Below are 17,579 nucleotides of genomic sequence, written 5' to 3'. Positions count from 1 at the left end.
ATAATAAGGAAGCGTGTGCGAAGATAGGTGATCGCACGCGTTTTCTACATAATATGATACTTATAGGCTTTGTTATCACGTAATAAGCTTACAAAGTCTTAATTGGTGGATGATATAAACAGGATCATATAAATGAAGAAGGAAAGGAGTGTAAAAATTGAAACTAGCAACAGTAAAAAATATTAAATTCGGATATGAACATATACCTGCATTAGACGATGTTTCTTTTGAATTAGAAAGCGGAGAATTTGTTGGAATTACCGGCCCAAATGGTGCATCAAAGTCCACTTTATTGAAGCTTTTATTAGGTTTATTAAAACCGTGGTCTGGCAAAATACAAATAAGCAAAACGAACAGCAGCGGGAAAAAATTGACCATCGGGTATGTTCCACAGCAAATCTCTTCTTTTAACGTAGGGTTTCCAAGTACTGTGTTAGAGCTCGTTCGTTCTGGAAGATATCAAAAAAAGAAATGGTTTCATCGTTTAAAAGAAACGGATCATGAAGCTATAAAACGGGCATTGGAAATGGTCGATATGTGGCAGTTTCGCCATAAAAAAGTGGGAGATTTATCTGGGGGACAAAAACAAAAGATTATTATTGCGAGAATATTGGCATCCGAACCAGATTTATTAGTATTAGATGAACCGACCACAGGAATGGACTCTGAAAGCAGAAAAGGTTTTTATGAATTTATGAAGCATCAAGTTAGTCAGCATAATCGTACGGTTGTTATGGTTACACATGACCAAGATGAAGTGGAGGATTACTTGGATAAGATTATTCATATTGAGAAAGGAGAAAAAGGTGGATGGAAATGTTTGACCTTGAATTCATGCAAAGAGCGTTTTGGGCAGGCGGAATGATCGCTATTATTGCACCGATTATTGGTGTCTTTTTAGTGTTAAGAAGACAAGCTTTAATGGCGGATACCTTGTCTCACATTTCTTTAGCCGGCGTGGCAATCGGTTTCTTTTTCCACCAAAATCTTACTTATTCCAGCATGGTAATTGTAATTGTAGGAGCTCTAGGAATTGAAGTGATGAGGAGAGCGTACAACACGTATTCAGAAGTGTCGGTTGCCATTCTGATGGCGGCTGGACTATCTTTGGCCTTGTTTCTTATGAGCATATCAAAAGGTGGAATAACTGCGAGTGTGGATCAATACCTATTTGGCAGTATTATTACCATTACGAAACAACAGGTTACTGTATTAGCAATAGTTACCGTAATTATTCTGGCTTTTTTTATCATTTTTAAACGGCAGATGTATTTAATGACATTTGATGAAGATACAGCGGCAACCAGTGGTGTCAATACAAATCTATTGTCGGTAGCTTTTAGTATTTTAACAGGTATTGCAATATCCGTTATTATTCCTACAATAGGTGTATTATTAGTTTCCGCATTATTAGTTTTGCCGGCTGCTTTCTCCATTAAGCTTGTAAAGGGGTTTAAATGGGTTTTTATTGCAGCAATATGCGTTGCTGTTTTTAGTATATTTATTGGATTAATTTCTTCTTATCAATTAGGAACACCTCCTGGGGCAACCATCACCTTGTTAATGGTCCTTATTTTAGTAGTAGGATTTATAGTGCAGAAGTTATTTATACATTTTAGAAGAGCAGCAAAACAGAAACTGTATCGAAGAATGGAAGGATAATTAGTGCGCCCTAAAAGTTTTTTGCTTTTGGGGGCGCATTTTTTTGTATTAATACATTGTTTTTTCGTTTTACTTAATAACCTTTTTTATAATTTACAAGGTTATTGGGAAGAGAGCCGTCGTTTAAGTAGGATTTTAAATTAGGAATAAATATATCTTCCACAACGCGTTTGCCGTAATGTGCGGTTGAACCGGAAGTATGCGGTGTGATGATAACATTTTCCATTTCCCAAAGTGGGCTTTCCTTTTGTAATGGCTCTGTTTCAAATACATCTAATCCCGCACCTAATATTTCTCCATTTGTTAAAGCAGCAGCTAAATCCTCTTCTTTTACAATTTCTCCACGGCCTATATTAATAAAAAACGCTGTATCTTTCATTCTGCTAAACTGTTCTTTTTGAAATAAATGATAGGTTTCTTCGGTAAGAGGCAATGTTACTACAATATAGTCACATAGCGGTAGAATAGTATTGAGATCTGATTGTTTATACATTTCGTCAACAAAATCAGCTTCTTTACCGGAATGGCGAACCCCAATAACTTTCATTCCAAATGCTTTTGCTATTTTTGCTGTTTCTTGGCCAATTGCTCCAACGCCAATAATACCGATTGTTTTTTCGTGTATTTCTAGCGTTAATTCCTTGTCATCCCAAATTTTTTGCTGCTGATTTTTGACATATGTATGAATATTTCTTGTTAAACTAAGCATAAGCGCAAAGACAGTTTCTGAAATCGGAAAACTATGCACTCCATTAGCACTTGTTACCCTAATATCTTTAGCAGCTAATTCATCCAATGGCAAGGAATTAACCCCAGCACTCCAACTTTGAATCCATTTCACGTTCCTATTTTCCATTAGTTTTTCGTTATTCCATTTACTCTGCCATCCAATAATAATTTCTGCATCACTCATATGTTTTTCCCAATCATTTGGATCTGTAGAAGCATGAATCTCCCAATCAGGAATAACCGATTTTATTTGATCCAGAAGATCAGGCTTCACAGTATGTGTAATGAATAACTTGCGGTTTGTCATTAATCAACACCTCATTTTCGGAATTTTCCTTCTATTATATTGTATCAAAATATAACATAAAGAAGCGAATAAAAGGGGGACCTAAAAAAAGAAAAAAAGCAGGTTCAACATCTTAATTAAAACTTAAATGCTGGAATCAAAAAAGGAAGGAAAAGGTGGGGAATATTGTCTATTCTCAACAGCCATATAAAAGACAGCACAGCTAATTATTGTATAACAAATAGCTGCACACTGTCCAATATCGTTCTATTTCCTATGTTTTGCTGAATTTATTCTGAGAGCCTCTAAATTACTGGCAGACAATACAGATATCCGTTCACTTAGACGATTTTTCTTCTTAAAAATCCGGAAATCGCATCAATCACTGTTACCATCACGATAATCCCCAATAAAATAATGCCAACTCTATCCCAGTCCCTGGATGTTAATGCAAAAATAAGGGGAGTACCTATTCCTCCTGCACCTATTACTCCAAGAATAGCAGCAGCCCGAATATTAATTTCAAATCGATACAACGTATAGGATAAGAATCCTGGCATAACTTGCGGCAATACGGCAAACCATAACATTTGAAAACGATTCGCACCAGTAGAAATTAATGCTTCCGTCGGTCCCATATCAAGATTTTCGATTTCTTCTGAGAATAATTTTCCAAGCATGCCAATCGAGTGAAGGCCAAGTGCAAGGACACCTGCGAAAGATCCTGGTCCGACAGCTTTTATAAATAAAATCGCCATAACAATTTCAGGAAAAGTACGAATAAAGCTCAAAATGAATTTTCCTGTTCCTGAAATTGTTTTTGCTTTACTCATATTATTCGCTGCCCAAAACGCAAATGGAACGCACAAGAGAGCAGAAATAAATGTGCTTAAAATCGCAATGGCAAGCGTATCTAATAGACCACGAAGCAAATCTTCTCCGTCTGGTAGATAAACATAATCCCAATCCGGATGAAAAATACCGGAAAATATGGCTTTGGATATTAGGCCAGCTGAATCTTTTATTCCATTTAACGGAAATCCTGAAAATGCCCAAACGTAAATGAATGCCAACAACAAGAATATGATGGATCTAAAAATATATTTCTTCTTTGGCTTTTTTACTGTACTTGTTGTATGGCTCATAATAATTTCTCCCGTAACTTTGTGCTTATATAGTCTATTATCAATACAATAAGAAGTGTCAAGATAATGATAGATGCTGTTTTATCATATTCAAGAAAACCAAGCGTTTTATCATAGTATTCACCAATCCCACCGGCACCGACAAGTCCAAGAATAGCAGCAGCTCGGATATTTACTTCGAAAGTATATAAAATATAGCTCGTGAAATGTGCGGTTATTTGTGGGATAACTCCAAAAAATATCCACTGTACTTTATTTGCACCTACTGCTGTCATTGCTTCTAAAGGTCCTGGCTCAATTGACTCGATTGCCTCATATAATAACTTTGCAATAAGACCGATGGAAAATACAGATAAGGCGAGCATGCCTGGCAAGGCTCCTAAACCAAAAATAGCAACAAAAATAGATGCTAGCAGTAAATCTGGTATGGTGCGAATCAAATTAAGAATGAAACGAAATGGATAATAAATAAAAGATACACGAAAGATATTATTTGCACATAAAAGAGCAAGTGGTACTGCAATAATTGCCCCTAAAGTAGTACCGATAACAGCCATTCTTATCGTCTCTAACATAGGTTCCAATATTCTTTCGAAATATTCCCAGTTTGGTGGCCACATTTGTACAAGCAAATCAAACATATTTGGAAATCCAAGGGTTAAATCACTGAAGGAAGAGTCTGTTTTATAAGCACTCCACCATAATAAAAGAACAACTAGAAGCACAGTCCATATGTGTTTTGTTTTTGCGGGAGGCGACGGTGCCATTAATATTGAGTGTTTCTTATCGTTTTTGTTCATACTGGTTCACCCAATAGTTCATCTTTTTTGATTGGCCGTCCATAAATTTCAGCAAATACTTCATCTGTAGCTGCTTCTACAGGTCCGTCAAATACCACCTCTCCCGCACGAAGACCAATAATTCTTGACGCATACTCCTTGGCTAAATCGATAAAGTGCAAGTTAACAACGGTTGTAATGCCGTCTTCTTCATTGATACGTTTTAAGTCATCCATTACTTGTTTTGTTGTAAGAGGATCTAGTGATGCAACTGGTTCATCTGCTAAAATTACTTGTGCTTCTTGGGCTAAAGCCCTTGCAATGGAAACACGCTGCTGTTGTCCGCCAGATAATTCATCTGCTCTTGAATAGGCTTTTTCCAGTATGTTGACACGCTTTAATGCATGCAACGATAATTGAACATCTTCTTTTGGAAATAATCCTAAAATAGTCCGCAGTGTATTATGATAACCGACACGTCCAGACAATACATTGCGTATAACAGAGGATCGTTTTACTAGATTAAAGCTTTGGAATATCATGCCAATATCACGGCGTATTTTTCTTAAGCCTGCGCCCTTGGCAGCTGTAATAGATTGTCCATCAATAAGTATTTCACCCTCTGATATTTCATGAAGACGGTTAATGGAACGAAGGAAAGTGGATTTTCCTGCTCCGGAAAGTCCAACAATAACAATAAATTCCCCTTTATTAATGGTTATGTTTATGTTATTTAAACCTTTTGTGCCATTCGGATAAATTTTAGTTACATTTTTAAACTGTATCAATTGACAACCAACTTTCTGCTGTATTTTCATAGGATATAAGAATAAAGAAATAGTTATGTGGAATTTTCTTTTTCTACGAAAAAATTGATTTATTCTTCATCAATTCTTTCATAGAAAAAAAACTCAACCATTCAAACGAGAAAGACTGAATGGTTGAGAGAAGAAAGGTGGATTCAAAAAAGCAATTAAGCAGTAGCAAGATGTGTTAAAAATTATGTAAATGCCTATTACTAAAAGCGATGCTGAAAGATTTGCCAGTATGTCTCCGCCAAACTAGTATACTACTCAGTCTTTACCTTTTTAGAATACTCACGAACGATATCAAATTTGCTGTCGTCTGATACAACATATCCTTCATGTGTATAGATTTCACTGATGATTTTATGTCCTTCATCGCTTTGGCCAATTTTAATGAACGCATCTTGCAGTTTCTTTTGCCAGTCTTTGTCCATATCGGAGCGAACAGAAATCGTATCATTCGGAATTGCTTCCGTTTTTGCAATTACTTTCGTATCATCAAATACTTTTGGGTAGTCAGCTTTTACAATATTACGTGCGTCTTGGAATACAACTGCAGCATCCACATCCCCATTTAATAGGGAGATAACTGCTTGGTCATGTCCTTTAATATTAACACCTTGTACATCTTTTTGTGGATCGATATGATTTTCTATTAATTTAGCAGCAGGCCATACATATCCAGCGGAAGATGTGACATCCTGGAATGCGATCTTTTTGCCTTTAAGATCTGCAATGCTGTTAATATTAGAATCTTTTTTTACAATGAAAATACTATTATAGAAATCTACTAATTGATCTTTTTGCGTTCCATCATCGTTAATTCCTTTACGCTGTGCTTGAAGAATGACGTCAGCAGCGTTTTTCTGTTTTGCTAAAACATAGGCAGTTGGAGGCAGGAAGCCAACATCCACTTTTTTAGAAGCCATCGCTTCAATGATAGTGTTATAGTTAGTAGAAACACTTACTTTTACAGGAATGCCTAACTCTTTCGATAATAAGCCTTCTAATGGCTTTGCTTTTGCTTCTAACGTTCCCGCATTGGAAGAAGGTACAAATTGAACCGTTAATTCTTTAGGCACATATGCATCTGCTTTTGAGTCTTTTTCATCTTTTGAAGACCCACAACCACTAAGCAAGCCAACTGCCAATGACAAAGTAATACCGAATGCTGCTAGTTTTTTTAACATTTTCCAACCCCCAAGTGATGTTATATTTAATTACATGTAAAAATATATCATAAAATTGTCGGAAAGTGGCAAAAAATTTGTGTGAAAAAATTATTTTTTTTTTGTGAATTTGAAATTTACGGAAGTTTCAAATTTGGTATATTTAACCTATTTGTTGGAATGTTGTATTATCAATAGATGATTGTCTGATATAAACATATATTGTAATATATTTATTAGAAATTATTTGCTTTATTGAATAGTTGGGAAAAAAGGGGAAAATATAAATTCTTCTACTATAATAATAAAAGAGTTGGAAAAGTGAGAATCACTATTCTGAGGAGAGGTGCTATCTTGGTAAATACAAAAATAATCATTTTGTTAACTAGTGATGTCCATGGGAATATATATCCAATAAACTATGGGAATAATGAGCAAGCACATGTAGGATTAGCAAAAGTGGCAGCTCTTATGGAGCAGGAAAGAAAAAAAAATAAACATGTAATCATGATTGATAATGGAGACTTAATTCAAGGCACACCATTAACTTACCATTATGTTAATTTTTTAGCTGAGAAAAAAAATCCGATGATAAAATGTCTAAACATGCTGCAATACGATGCAGCGGTTGTTGGCAACCATGAATTTAATTATGGTTTAAATGTTCTTAAAAATGCTGTTTTTGAATCTAAGTTTCCATGGTTGTGTGCAAACATAGTAGATAGCCGAACAGATGAACCTTTTCTTGGAAAACCATACATAATAAAAAAAATTGGAGCCTTTAAACTGGCTATTGTAGGAATAACAACACATTATATTCCTAATTGGGAAAACCCAAACCATATAGAAGGCTTGCGTTTTAAGGATGCACTATCAAGTGCTAAGGAATGGGTAGCAAAAATAAAAGAAGAAGAAAAGCCGGATATTGTGATAATTTCTTATCATGGAGGGTTTGAACGGGACATACAAACAGGTGAACCAACTGAAGTATTGACTGGTGAAAATCAAGGATACAGTATTTGCAGAGAAATAGATGATTTAGATGTGTTATTAACAGGACATCAACATCGTTCTTTAACTGGATCTTTATTTGGAACGGAGATTATTCAGGCCAGCAATAATGGCCAAATGGTTGGGAAGGTAACCCTTATCCTGAATGAAAAAGGGGAAGTTTTGGAGAAATCGTCTGAATTATTATCGGTTGCAGTTGCTGAAGAAAAGAAAGAAATAATCGAAATTGCAATGGAATATGAAAATAGTACGCAAAAATGGCTGGATACACCGATTGGATTCATTGATGGGGATATGATAGTAGACGACCCATTTGCTATTCGTTTAGAAGACAGCAGCTTAATTGAATTTATTAATAAAGTGCAAATGGAAGCTGCAAATGTAAAGATAGCAAATACAGCTTTATTTAATAATGAATCCCCGGGTTTTAAATCGAACGTAACGATGAGGGATATTGTTTCAAACTATATTTATCCTAATACGTTAAAGGTTCTTGCATTAAAAGCAGAAGATATAAAAGCTGCTTTAGAGCAGACAGCAAAATACTTTACATTAAATGAACAAGGAGAACCTTCTGTAAATCCATCGTTTATGTATCCAAAACCACAGCATTATAATTATGATATGTGGGAAGGGATTGAGTATATACTAGATATTTCAAAGCCAATAGGAAAAAGGGTTGTAAAGCTTCTATTTGAAGGAAAGCCATTAGAAGAGAATAAGGTATATGAAGTAGTCATGAATAATTATCGTGCAGGCGGCGGCGGAAACTATTTAATGTTTCAAAATAAGCCGGTGGTACGTGAAGTTCAATTTGATATGGCAGAGCTTATTGCGAATTATATAATGGAAAGAAAAACAGTGGCTGCAACATGTGATCATAATTGGAAGGTCATTTGGTAGAAAAAGTAGGTTTCAAGCACATTGCTTTATCGACAGTTTGCCGACAGGCAGGATAATATTTTTTATAGGAAAAAGATTGACATATTAGTGCTTTAGTCTTAATATTAAAAAAATTAAGATAATAAAGGAAGTTCTATGTTTTCAGTTTGTAGAAGGCTAAAGCAATTCCATCCAATTATTATGAATTAGTTAATTTTAGAAAGGATGAAACATGGTGACAAAAAGACCTGTAATTGGGATAACGAGCGCGTATGTATTTCATAATAAATTTATGGAGGGTGTCTATACCCACCATGACTATCATAAAACAATTGCTAAAAATGGTGGTCTTCCTATTATTTTGCCTTTTGTTCAGGAAGAACTGGCAGAAGAAATGGTGGAACAATGTGATGCTATTTTATTAAGCGGCGGTGAAGATGTGGATCCATCTATGTATAATCAAGATCCCCATCAAAAATTAGGTGCAACTATTCCATTGCGAGATAAAGTAGAGCTGAATATAGTAAAAGCTGCAATGAAGAGAAATCTTCCTATATTCGCTATTTGCCGTGGAATTCAACTAGTAAATGTTGCACTTGGAGGCACCCTGATTCAAGATATCCCAAGTGTTGTGAAAGATAGCATTAAGCATAGTCAAACAGTTGATCGAAGCTGGGATACACATTGGGTAACAGTAGAGCAGAACAGCAGACTTGCGAATATTGTTGGTGAAGCTGCAGTTCGTGTAAATAGTCTGCATCATCAGGCAATTGACCGTGTGGCGGATGATTTAGCTGTGGTTGCACAAAGTGCGGATGGCATAATCGAAGCAGTAGAGCATAAGAACTATCAAAACTTCTTCCTTGGAATTCAATGGCATCCGGAATCAATGGCTGCAACAGATGAAAAAATGAATCGATTATTTGCAGAATTTGTAAAAAGCGCTAAAAAACAGTTTGTTCAATAGAAACGCAGTATATAAGCATGACAATTATTATACATAATCAGGAAAGTAAACTAACTATATTTCATCGTTCAAAATAATAAGCGATGAATACTAGAGAGTATTAAAAAAGAAAAAAAATTAGTATTACTAAGGAAAATCAGCTAAAATAGAACAGTAACACATATTTTACTCGGAGGTATTTTAGAATGAGCGAAAAAACTTTTACTATTATTGATGAGACAGGAATACATGCTAGACCAGCTACTTTATTGGTTAGCACAGCTAGCAAATTTAAATCTGATATGCAAATTGCATATAAAGGCAAATCTGTTAACTTAAAATCCATAATGGGTGTTATGTCATTAGGTGTTCCACAAGGTGGAGAAATTACTATTTCTGCAACTGGGGAAGACGAAGCAGATGCAGTTGCAGGTTTAGAAAGCGCATTGAAAAACGAAGGATTAGTAGGTTAAGTTTTATCCATAAAGAGACCCTCTCTAAAAAAGAGGGTCTTCCTTATTTTATAGACAGTGGAGAAACGCTTTAAAGAATAATTTTTAGAATAATCAATAAACCCATATACATATATTAAATATATTAAAAATAGATATACACAACTTTATCACAATAGAGACTAATAAGCTGTGTTCATATGAGCTAAGAAAATTGGAGGACTACTGATGATTGTACAAGCTGAAGGAGTAGGATTAAAAAGAAGCGGTAACTGGATTTTGCAGAATATTAATTGGGAAATTAAAAAAGGAGAACATTGGGTTTTATATGGATTAAATGGAGCTGGAAAGACCGCGCTGCTAAATATGCTTTGTGCTTATTATCATCCAACTGTTGGTAATGTTGAAGTATTGGGGAAGGTTTTCGGAAAAGCAGAATTAGGTGGAGCATTACGAAGAAAAATAGGCTTAGTGTCTAATAGGCTACAGCAAAATTTATATGCATCGGACAGTGCCTTTGAAATTATTCTAAGTGGTGCTTTTGCATCAATCGGCTTATATGAGACACCAACAGATGAAATTAGGGAAAAAGCGATTGATTTATTAAAACAGTTAGGGTGTTTTAAGTATGCTGACCGTGCTTATAGCAGTTTATCACAAGGGGAGAAGCAAAGGGTATTAATTGCAAGGGCATTAATGCTTGACCCAGAATTAATTATCTTGGATGAGCCTGCAACAGGGCTTGATTTTCTTGCAAGAGAGCAGTTATTAGAATCAATTGATCAGATGGCAAACAGTAAAAATGCACCAACGATTATTTATGTAACCCATCATTTAGAAGAAGTGCTGCCAATATTCAGTCATTCGTTATTATTGAAAAAAGGAACTGTTTTTGCTAAAGGAAAAACAACAGATATGATGTCCAGTGAAAATTTATCGCAATTTTTCGAATTGCCAGTGAAGGTTATATGGAACAATGGACGACCATTGCTGACACGTTCTTAACTGGAAAAAGAAGAACATGTAATAGATTAAATGCTATAGTGTAAATAATTAATTCTATAAGAAGAAAGAATGCACAAATGATTTCATAAGAAGAATCTCTTGTGCATTTTTATTCACAATTGAACGTTGCGCCTTCACTTTTCTTGCTACTCTTTCCAATCTTCATATACTACCACTCCTCCTGTTAGATCTATTGTATTTCTTTCGCCTTTATAAAGTAATTTTCCGTCTTCTTCTACTAGTAAATTTTCATACGTATACACTTTTTTTCCATTTGGGAGTGTAATAACTACTTTCGCTCCTAAATCTTCTTTAGCGGCTGTGGTTTGGTTGAAATAATGTCCTATTATTAGGTGTACAGTTAAAAAAACAGCTGCTGCTAATAATGTTAATAATACATAAAATTTTGCACCGTATGATTTTTTTTTATGTTCATATTTATCTGAACGTTTCATAGTCTCCTCCAAAAAATCGTGCTAGTTACTTAGCGAAAATAGACTGGCTTAGCCAGTATTTAAAGGGTAATATTACCTTTACTGTTGGAGTTTTACTTTATGTAAAGTCTCTGTTAAATTTAATTGTTAGTTTCTGAATGGTCATGGAATCTACTCGCTTTCCGCGGACGAACCGGCAAGCCACCTTGCTCGTACCCGTCTGAGCTGAGGTCTTGCCAGCCCGTTATTTAAGCAAGAGTCACGCAAATTCCCTTCCAAAAAACAACACGATCGTTTAACAAAGACCTTTAAGCTAATAAAATTAGCACCCTGTCACATGAAAAGAAGCAGTTTTTTTAAGTTTATTGTTGTAGTTGAAGCAGGGAGCGGCCTGAATACACGAAGACTCCTGTGGGATTAGCGAGACAGGTGAGACCCCACAGGATCATGCTCCGAGGAGGCTCATCGCTCGCCCCACGGAAAGCGAAGTGTATACAGGCTGCGGAACCCTTTTTTCAGGGTAGCTTAATTAAAAGAACTGTCATTATGGATAAAAGTTATTAGTAATAAAATTCCCATATTAGTAAAATATGAAACTGCTATTCAAAAGATGATAAAAAACAGCCTTAAAAAATAAATGCAACTAACAGAGTTTTTTTGAAAGAATAAATTTTTTGGAAAAATGAAACATTTTTCCCCTTCTTACGTATTAAAGATAACAATGGTACAAAAGGAGGAGTGATAAGGAAAATTACCAGGTTTTCAATAATTGTTTACTTTTCTAGTTTGATAGCCTTACTCAGATGCTCATTATCCAGTCATAAACCTTTTAGCTCCTCTCAAGGTTTTTTACTCCTCGAAATTTAAACGTTTTTTATTAGCCTGTGTTTTTTTATATTTTAAAAATTTTTCTACACACTGAATACAACATATTAATTTGAAGGAGCTGTCATATTAAAAATCAATTTATGGAAAGAGAATGATGTTTATGGAGTTATTTGGCGCTTCTATTAGTTCCATTTATTTAATTATCTTAATTGTATCGGGAATATGCATTTTTTTAACGTTATTAATAGCGGATGTTTTTAGTGCAGATATTGGTTTCTTTAACCCAACGTTAATCTTGGCATTTTTAACGATTTTATCTGCAAGTGGTTATTTGCTTGAGAAATATACAATAATGAACAGCGTATTCATCTTTATTATTTCTTCAATAGGAGCTTTTCTAGTTGCAGCATGTTTGCATTTTTTTGTATTTATTCCTTTATCAAATGCAGAGGAATCGTTAGTATATAATGATGATTCTTTAAAAGGAAGAGTAGGAAAGGTACTTACCTCCATCCCGAAAGATGGCTATGGTGAAATTATGATTGAGAGTTACAGCGGACATATAGTGAAAACCGCCACTGGTTTTTATAACGAAGAAATTAATGGAAGCAGTACCATTGTTGTAATTGAAGTGAAAAACAATATAGCGTATGTCATTGAACAAGCGGATTTATAAGAGACAAGGAGGAAATAGAATATGCTAGATATTTGGATTATTGTCGGAGTTGTTGTTATTTTATTACTTGCCTTAATTAGTATTTTTATAGCCAAGTATAAAACAGTTGGACCAGATGAGGGATTGATTGTAACAGGAAGTTATTTAGGTTCGAAAAATGTGCATGTAGATGAGGCGGGAAATAAGATAAAAATTATTCGAGGTGGAGGAACTTTTATTCTCCCGGTTTTTCAACAATCGGAGCCTTTAAGTTTATTATCGTCCAAATTAGATGTATCCACTCCTGAAGTATATACCGAACAAGGAGTGCCAGTAATGGCAGATGGAACGGCCATTATTAAAATCGGCGGTTCTATTGGAGAAATTGCAACTGCAGCTGAACAGTTTTTAGGAAAAACAAAACAAGATCGTGAAAATGAGGCAAGGGAAGTTTTAGAAGGTCATTTACGTTCTATCCTAGGAAGTATGACTGTAGAGGAAATCTACAAAAATCGGGATAAATTTTCTCAGGAGGTACAAAGGGTTGCTTCACAGGATTTAGCGAAAATGGGCTTGGTGATAGTTTCTTTTACCATTAAAGATGTCCGAGATAAAAATGGCTATTTAGAATCGCTTGGAAAACCACGAATTGCACAAGTAAAAAGAGATGCTGATATTGCTACTGCTGAAGCGGATAAAGAAACTCGCATAAAAAAAGCCGAGGCCGATAAAGATGCGAAAAAAGCAGAATTAGAAAGAGCAACAGAAATTGCGGAAGCGGAAAAAGAAAATCAAATGAAAATCGCGGACTATAGAAGAGATCAGGATATTGCAAAAGCCCGCGCTGACCAAGCATATGATTTAGAAACAGCTCGTTCAAAACAGGAAGTAACCGAACAGGAAATGCAGATTAGAATTATCGAAAGACAAAAACAAATTGAATTAGAAGAAAAAGAGATTTCCAGAAGAGAAAAACAATATGATTCAGAAGTGAAAAAGAAAGCAGATGCCGACCGATATGCCATGGAGCAGGCAGCAGAAGCAAATAAAAGAAGAGAAATTGCAGAAGCGGATGCGAATCAATATCGTATTGAATCACAAGCCAAAGCGGAAGCTGAAAAAGTACGTGTCGATGGTTTGGCCAAAGCAGAAGCCGAAAAAGCGAAAGGGGAAACAGAAGCAGAAATTATTCGCTTAAAAGGTTTAGCGGAAGCGGAAGCAAAACGGAAAATTGCTGAAGCATACGAACAGTACGGTCAGGCAGCTATTTTAGATATGGTTTTAGATATGCTGCCGGAATATGCAAAACAAGTGGCGAGTCCTTTAGCCAATATTGATAAAATTACGGTTGTGGATACAGGAAGTGATGGCAGTAATGGAGGAGCCAATAAAGTGACTGGGTATGCTACGAATTTAATGTCCACCATGCAAGAATCATTAAAAGCATCTGCCGGAATAGATGTAAAAGAGTTGCTTGAAAACCTATCAGGGAAAGGAAATATCCGCCAAAGCCTTGATGGATTAGCAGATGAAATAAGGAAAAACGAAATGCCAGATAAAATAGAAATATAAAAAACGCTCCAAAAAGTATACACTTTTTGGAGCATTTTTGTTCTTATTTTTTTAAATCTTCGATGGAATTAATGTTCATGTAGGAAGGAACTACTAAACCAAGTTTTGTACCTTCTAAGTTTGTTCCCAAGTCTTCAAATTTACCTTCGAATTTTTTTGCATAGTCAGCATGTGTTGTTGGCAGCCATGCTGATACATGTGCATCTAAGCTTCCGTCCGCAACTCCAGTCCAAAGCGGACCTGCTTCTACTTGACTTAATGTAACTTTATAACCTAAATCGGTTAGAACTTTTCCAACTACATTTGTACTTGCAACTTCACTATCCCATGCTACATAACCGATTTTAATTTTGTCGCCTTTTACTTTGTTGACGCCTTTCGTCCACTCAGCTACTTTGTCTGCATTATCTTTTACCCATTTTGCAGCTGCTTTATCTGGATCCGTCCCTTTTGTAATGTCCAACATGACTTTACCCATCTCGTCTGTATCCCAGTGGAAATTATCTAATACTTGGTAAGCTTCCGGTAAATCTTCTTTTAGTCCTTTGCGAGCAATTGTATGAATATTTTCATCTTTTCCAAATGTCCCTTTTGGATCTTCCAAATATTTTAGATCATAGGATGCAAACATCCAATGTGGAGTCCAGCCAGTTACGATAATAGGTTCTTTTTTATCATACGCTTTTTTTAATGCAGCAGTCATTGCAGCACTTGATCCTTCTACGACTTTCCAATCTTTTAAATCATAATCAGTTAATGCTTGGTTGGATGCTTTCATTAATCCAGCTCCTGGGTCAATTCCAACAATCTTTTGATCAACGGAATCTGCAACTGTTGCATTTTCATCTTTTTTCGATCCACATGCAGCGAGTGCAAGTGTTAAAGCTAGTACTAAAAATAAACTAATAAACTTCTTCATCTTAATTAATTCCCCCACTTTTTTTATTTCCTATATTTTGTGTAATTCTATCAAGAATAATAGCGACAACAACAATAGCTAATCCGGCTTCAAATCCTCGGCCAATTTGTATTTGTGTAACGGCGCGGTAAACATCTGCGCCAAGGCCAGGTGCTCCGACCATTGCTGCAATTACTACCATAGATAGTGCAAGCATGATACTTTGGTTGATACCAGCCATAATAGTAGGCATGGCAAGCGGCAATTGAACTTTTAATAATTTTTGTCCTGTTGTACTTCCAAATGCTTCAGTAGCTTCTGTAATATCACTTGGAACTTGCTGAATGCCAAGAATCGTTAATCGAATAGTAGGCGGCATGGCAAATATAACGGATGCTACTACTCCAGGAACGACTCCTATGTTAAAGAAAAAGATGGCAGGTATTAAGTAAACAAATGCTGGCATTGTCTGCATAAAGTCCAGAACTGGGACAACAATTTGTTTTACTGCATTTTTCTGTGATGCCCATATTCCCATTGGTACTCCTATCAAAATGGAAATGATAACAGAAGAAAGCACTAACGCTAAAGTATTTAACATTGGTTCCCAGTATCCTAGATTGTCTACAACAAATAATCCAACTAACGTAAATAAAGCAATTTTTTTATTGGCAAATTTCCATGCAATTAATGCCAAGATAATCATAAATAAATAGGATGGTATAAATGCTAAAATAGTAACTAAACCTTCTACAACAGTTTCAAGTGCTTCTGAAATACCATCAAAGGCTACAGCAAAAGTAGTGGTTAACCAATCTACGAACGAATCAATCCAATCGGCAATTGGCAGTTTAGGCAATAAGTTTCCCATTAGTTATTCACCTCCGTTTTTAGCTGTTCGGCAGATTCTTCTTGCGTATTAATATTTTCATTATTTCCTGCGAGAGCCCCGATTACTGCACCTCTAACAACAAGTCCTTTTAGACGTTTTTCTTCATCGACAACTGCTACAGGAATAGCTGCAGATGAAACTTGATCAAATAGGTCTGTTAATAGGGTTTCTCCTGGCACTGTTGTAATATCTTCGATCAAGATTTCCTGAATGGATTGATTTTGCTCAATTGCACGTTTTGCATCATCGGCAGTAATAGCTCCAAGCAGTACTTTTCGTTTGTTAACAATGTAAATGCTGGAAATTCCCAAGTCTCTCATTATTTGCAGAGCAACACGCGGCCCTTTCTCTACTTGAACAGATTCAGCACGCTTCATTACATGGTTTGCAGTTAATACTTTTGATAAATCAACATCTTCTACAAAACGTTCTACATAATCATTGGAAGGATTCATTAATATTTCTTCTGGTGTTCCTACTTGAACAATGGATCCATCTTTCATGAGAGCTATTCGGTCTCCAATTCTTAACGCTTCATCTAAATCATGTGTGATAAAAATGATTGTTTTTTCCATATTAGACTGCAAATCTAATAATTCATCCTGCATATCTTTACGAATAAGCGGGTCTAATGCACTGAAAGCCTCATCCATTAGAAGAACGTCTGGATCATTTGCCAATGCTCTTGCAAGGCCAACCCTTTGCTGCATTCCTCCGCTTAATTGATCAGGATATTGGCTTTCATATCCTTCTAAACCAACAAGTTTAAGAGATTCTTCAGCACGTTGTTTTCTAGTTTGTTTATCAATACCTTGAATTTCTAAACCATATTCCGTATTTTCTAGTATCGTTCGATGTGGAAGAAGAGCAAATTTTTGGAATACCATGCTGATTTTTTCTCTTCTAACTTTTCGCAGTTCGTCTTTAGACATCTCTACAATATTTTTTCCGTCAATATAAACTTTTCCAATTGTCGGATCTATTAGACGGTTAAGCATACGGACTAGCGTAGATTTACCACTTCCTGATAAACCCATAATGACAAAAATTTCTCCGGCTTTTACTTCAAAGCTCGCTTTGTTTACACCAACCGTTGAACCGGTTTTCTTTAATATTTCTCCTTTTGAAGAACCGTTATTTAATAAAGTTATGGCTTTTTTACTGTTTTTACCGAAAATCTTTGTAACATCTTCAATTTTAACTTTTACCGTTTCTTTCATATTTTCACCTCATTTAATTCCAAGCCGCATTGCCACCAAATAAGTATAAGACTATTGTCTGTCAAGAGGCAAAGTTGATATTTAGCCAAATTCCTTTGTAAAGTACGTACAGAAAAAACTGAACGTACAGAATTATAAAGATGCTTAGTATTCCTCCTATATGCTCGCAGATGCTTTGTGATATCATCCTTTACAAATCTTTAATTCA

General features: G+C 35.5%; 17 protein-coding genes. 8 read left to right on the top strand and 9 right to left on the bottom strand.

The window, feature by feature from the left end:
* The first annotated feature begins 157 nt into the window (after window positions 1-157).
* Both ACTYBU_RS07975 and ACTYBU_RS07970 read left to right on the top strand, forming a co-directional pair.
* Window positions 158-865, top strand: a complete 708-nt coding sequence (locus tag ACTYBU_RS07975; RefSeq protein WP_445488669.1) for a metal ABC transporter ATP-binding protein — start codon at window positions 158-160, stop codon at window positions 863-865.
* Entirely contained in the window at window positions 811-1,662 is an 852-nt protein-coding gene (locus ACTYBU_RS07970; RefSeq protein WP_445488668.1) for a metal ABC transporter permease, read from the top strand. The genes ACTYBU_RS07975 and ACTYBU_RS07970 overlap by 55 nt, the downstream gene beginning before the upstream one ends.
* 73 nt (window positions 1,663-1,735) lie before the next feature.
* Here ACTYBU_RS07970 and ACTYBU_RS07965 read toward each other — a convergent pair whose 3' ends face one another.
* The 5 genes from ACTYBU_RS07965 to ACTYBU_RS07945 form a co-directional block, all read right to left on the bottom strand.
* Entirely contained in the window at window positions 1,736-2,698 is a 963-nt protein-coding gene (locus ACTYBU_RS07965; RefSeq protein WP_445488666.1) for a D-2-hydroxyacid dehydrogenase, read from the bottom strand.
* A gap of 320 nt (window positions 2,699-3,018) precedes the next feature.
* The gene (gene phnE, locus ACTYBU_RS07960) at window positions 3,019-3,822 is read right to left on the bottom strand and encodes a phosphonate ABC transporter, permease protein PhnE (RefSeq protein ID WP_445488664.1); all 804 of its coding nucleotides are present in this window, start codon (window positions 3,820-3,822) and stop codon (window positions 3,019-3,021) included.
* On the bottom strand, window positions 3,819-4,622 hold the full coding sequence (phnE, locus tag ACTYBU_RS07955; protein WP_445488662.1) for a phosphonate ABC transporter, permease protein PhnE: 804 nt from the start codon (window positions 4,620-4,622) through the stop codon (window positions 3,819-3,821). The genes phnE (ACTYBU_RS07960) and phnE (ACTYBU_RS07955) overlap by 4 nt, the downstream gene beginning before the upstream one ends.
* The gene (gene phnC, locus ACTYBU_RS07950) at window positions 4,619-5,389 is read right to left on the bottom strand and encodes a phosphonate ABC transporter ATP-binding protein (RefSeq protein WP_445488661.1); all 771 of its coding nucleotides are present in this window, start codon (window positions 5,387-5,389) and stop codon (window positions 4,619-4,621) included. The genes phnE (ACTYBU_RS07955) and phnC overlap by 4 nt, the downstream gene beginning before the upstream one ends.
* A gap of 281 nt (window positions 5,390-5,670) precedes the next feature.
* On the bottom strand, window positions 5,671-6,597 hold the full coding sequence (locus ACTYBU_RS07945; RefSeq protein WP_445488659.1) for a phosphate/phosphite/phosphonate ABC transporter substrate-binding protein: 927 nt from the start codon (window positions 6,595-6,597) through the stop codon (window positions 5,671-5,673).
* Between the two features lie 333 nt (window positions 6,598-6,930).
* Here ACTYBU_RS07945 and ACTYBU_RS07940 point away from each other — a divergent pair, with 333 nt between their 5' ends.
* From ACTYBU_RS07940 to ACTYBU_RS07925, 4 genes are all read left to right on the top strand, one after another.
* Entirely contained in the window at window positions 6,931-8,490 is a 1,560-nt protein-coding gene (locus ACTYBU_RS07940; RefSeq protein ID WP_445488658.1) for a bifunctional metallophosphatase/5'-nucleotidase, read from the top strand.
* A 214-nt stretch (window positions 8,491-8,704) separates the two neighbouring features.
* Entirely contained in the window at window positions 8,705-9,436 is a 732-nt protein-coding gene (locus ACTYBU_RS07935) for a gamma-glutamyl-gamma-aminobutyrate hydrolase family protein (RefSeq protein ID WP_445488657.1), read from the top strand.
* Between the two features lie 185 nt (window positions 9,437-9,621).
* On the top strand, window positions 9,622-9,888 hold the full coding sequence (locus tag ACTYBU_RS07930; protein WP_445488655.1) for a phosphocarrier protein HPr: 267 nt from the start codon (window positions 9,622-9,624) through the stop codon (window positions 9,886-9,888).
* Between the two features lie 207 nt (window positions 9,889-10,095).
* Complete coding sequence (locus ACTYBU_RS07925) at window positions 10,096-10,872, top strand: ABC transporter ATP-binding protein (protein ID WP_445488653.1); 777 nt, start codon at window positions 10,096-10,098, stop codon at window positions 10,870-10,872.
* A 146-nt stretch (window positions 10,873-11,018) separates the two neighbouring features.
* On the opposite strand, the gene ACTYBU_RS07920 is transcribed toward ACTYBU_RS07925, so the two are convergent.
* Complete coding sequence (locus ACTYBU_RS07920; protein WP_445488652.1) at window positions 11,019-11,327, bottom strand: hypothetical protein; 309 nt, start codon at window positions 11,325-11,327, stop codon at window positions 11,019-11,021.
* Window positions 11,328-12,285: 958 nt separating this feature from the next.
* Between ACTYBU_RS07920 and ACTYBU_RS07915 the strand changes: the two genes are divergently transcribed.
* Complete coding sequence (locus tag ACTYBU_RS07915) at window positions 12,286-12,810, top strand: hypothetical protein (protein WP_445488650.1); 525 nt, start codon at window positions 12,286-12,288, stop codon at window positions 12,808-12,810.
* A 21-nt stretch (window positions 12,811-12,831) separates the two neighbouring features.
* Window positions 12,832-14,361 (top strand): SPFH domain-containing protein, encoded by a 1,530-nt coding sequence (locus tag ACTYBU_RS07910; protein WP_445488649.1) that lies wholly within the window; start codon window positions 12,832-12,834, stop codon window positions 14,359-14,361.
* A gap of 43 nt (window positions 14,362-14,404) precedes the next feature.
* Here ACTYBU_RS07910 and ACTYBU_RS07905 read toward each other — a convergent pair whose 3' ends face one another.
* Genes ACTYBU_RS07905 through proV form a run of 3 tightly spaced genes read right to left on the bottom strand, consistent with a single transcriptional unit; the run spans window position 14,405 to window position 17,371 of the window.
* Window positions 14,405-15,280, bottom strand: a complete 876-nt coding sequence (locus ACTYBU_RS07905) for a glycine betaine ABC transporter substrate-binding protein (protein WP_445488647.1) — start codon at window positions 15,278-15,280, stop codon at window positions 14,405-14,407.
* A gap of 1 nt (window position 15,281) precedes the next feature.
* Entirely contained in the window at window positions 15,282-16,130 is an 849-nt protein-coding gene (locus ACTYBU_RS07900; protein WP_445488645.1) for an ABC transporter permease, read from the bottom strand.
* A complete protein-coding gene (gene proV, locus ACTYBU_RS07895; protein WP_445488643.1) occupies window positions 16,130-17,371 on the bottom strand; it encodes a glycine betaine/L-proline ABC transporter ATP-binding protein ProV in 1,242 nt (413 codons plus the stop codon). The genes ACTYBU_RS07900 and proV overlap by 1 nt, the downstream gene beginning before the upstream one ends.
* Between the last annotated feature and the right edge of the window lie 208 nt (window positions 17,372-17,579).

This window comes from Niallia sp. 03133 (assembly GCF_052663225.1).
Note: the sequence above shows the minus strand (reverse complement) of the source record. Positions and strands in the feature narration are given on the sequence as shown.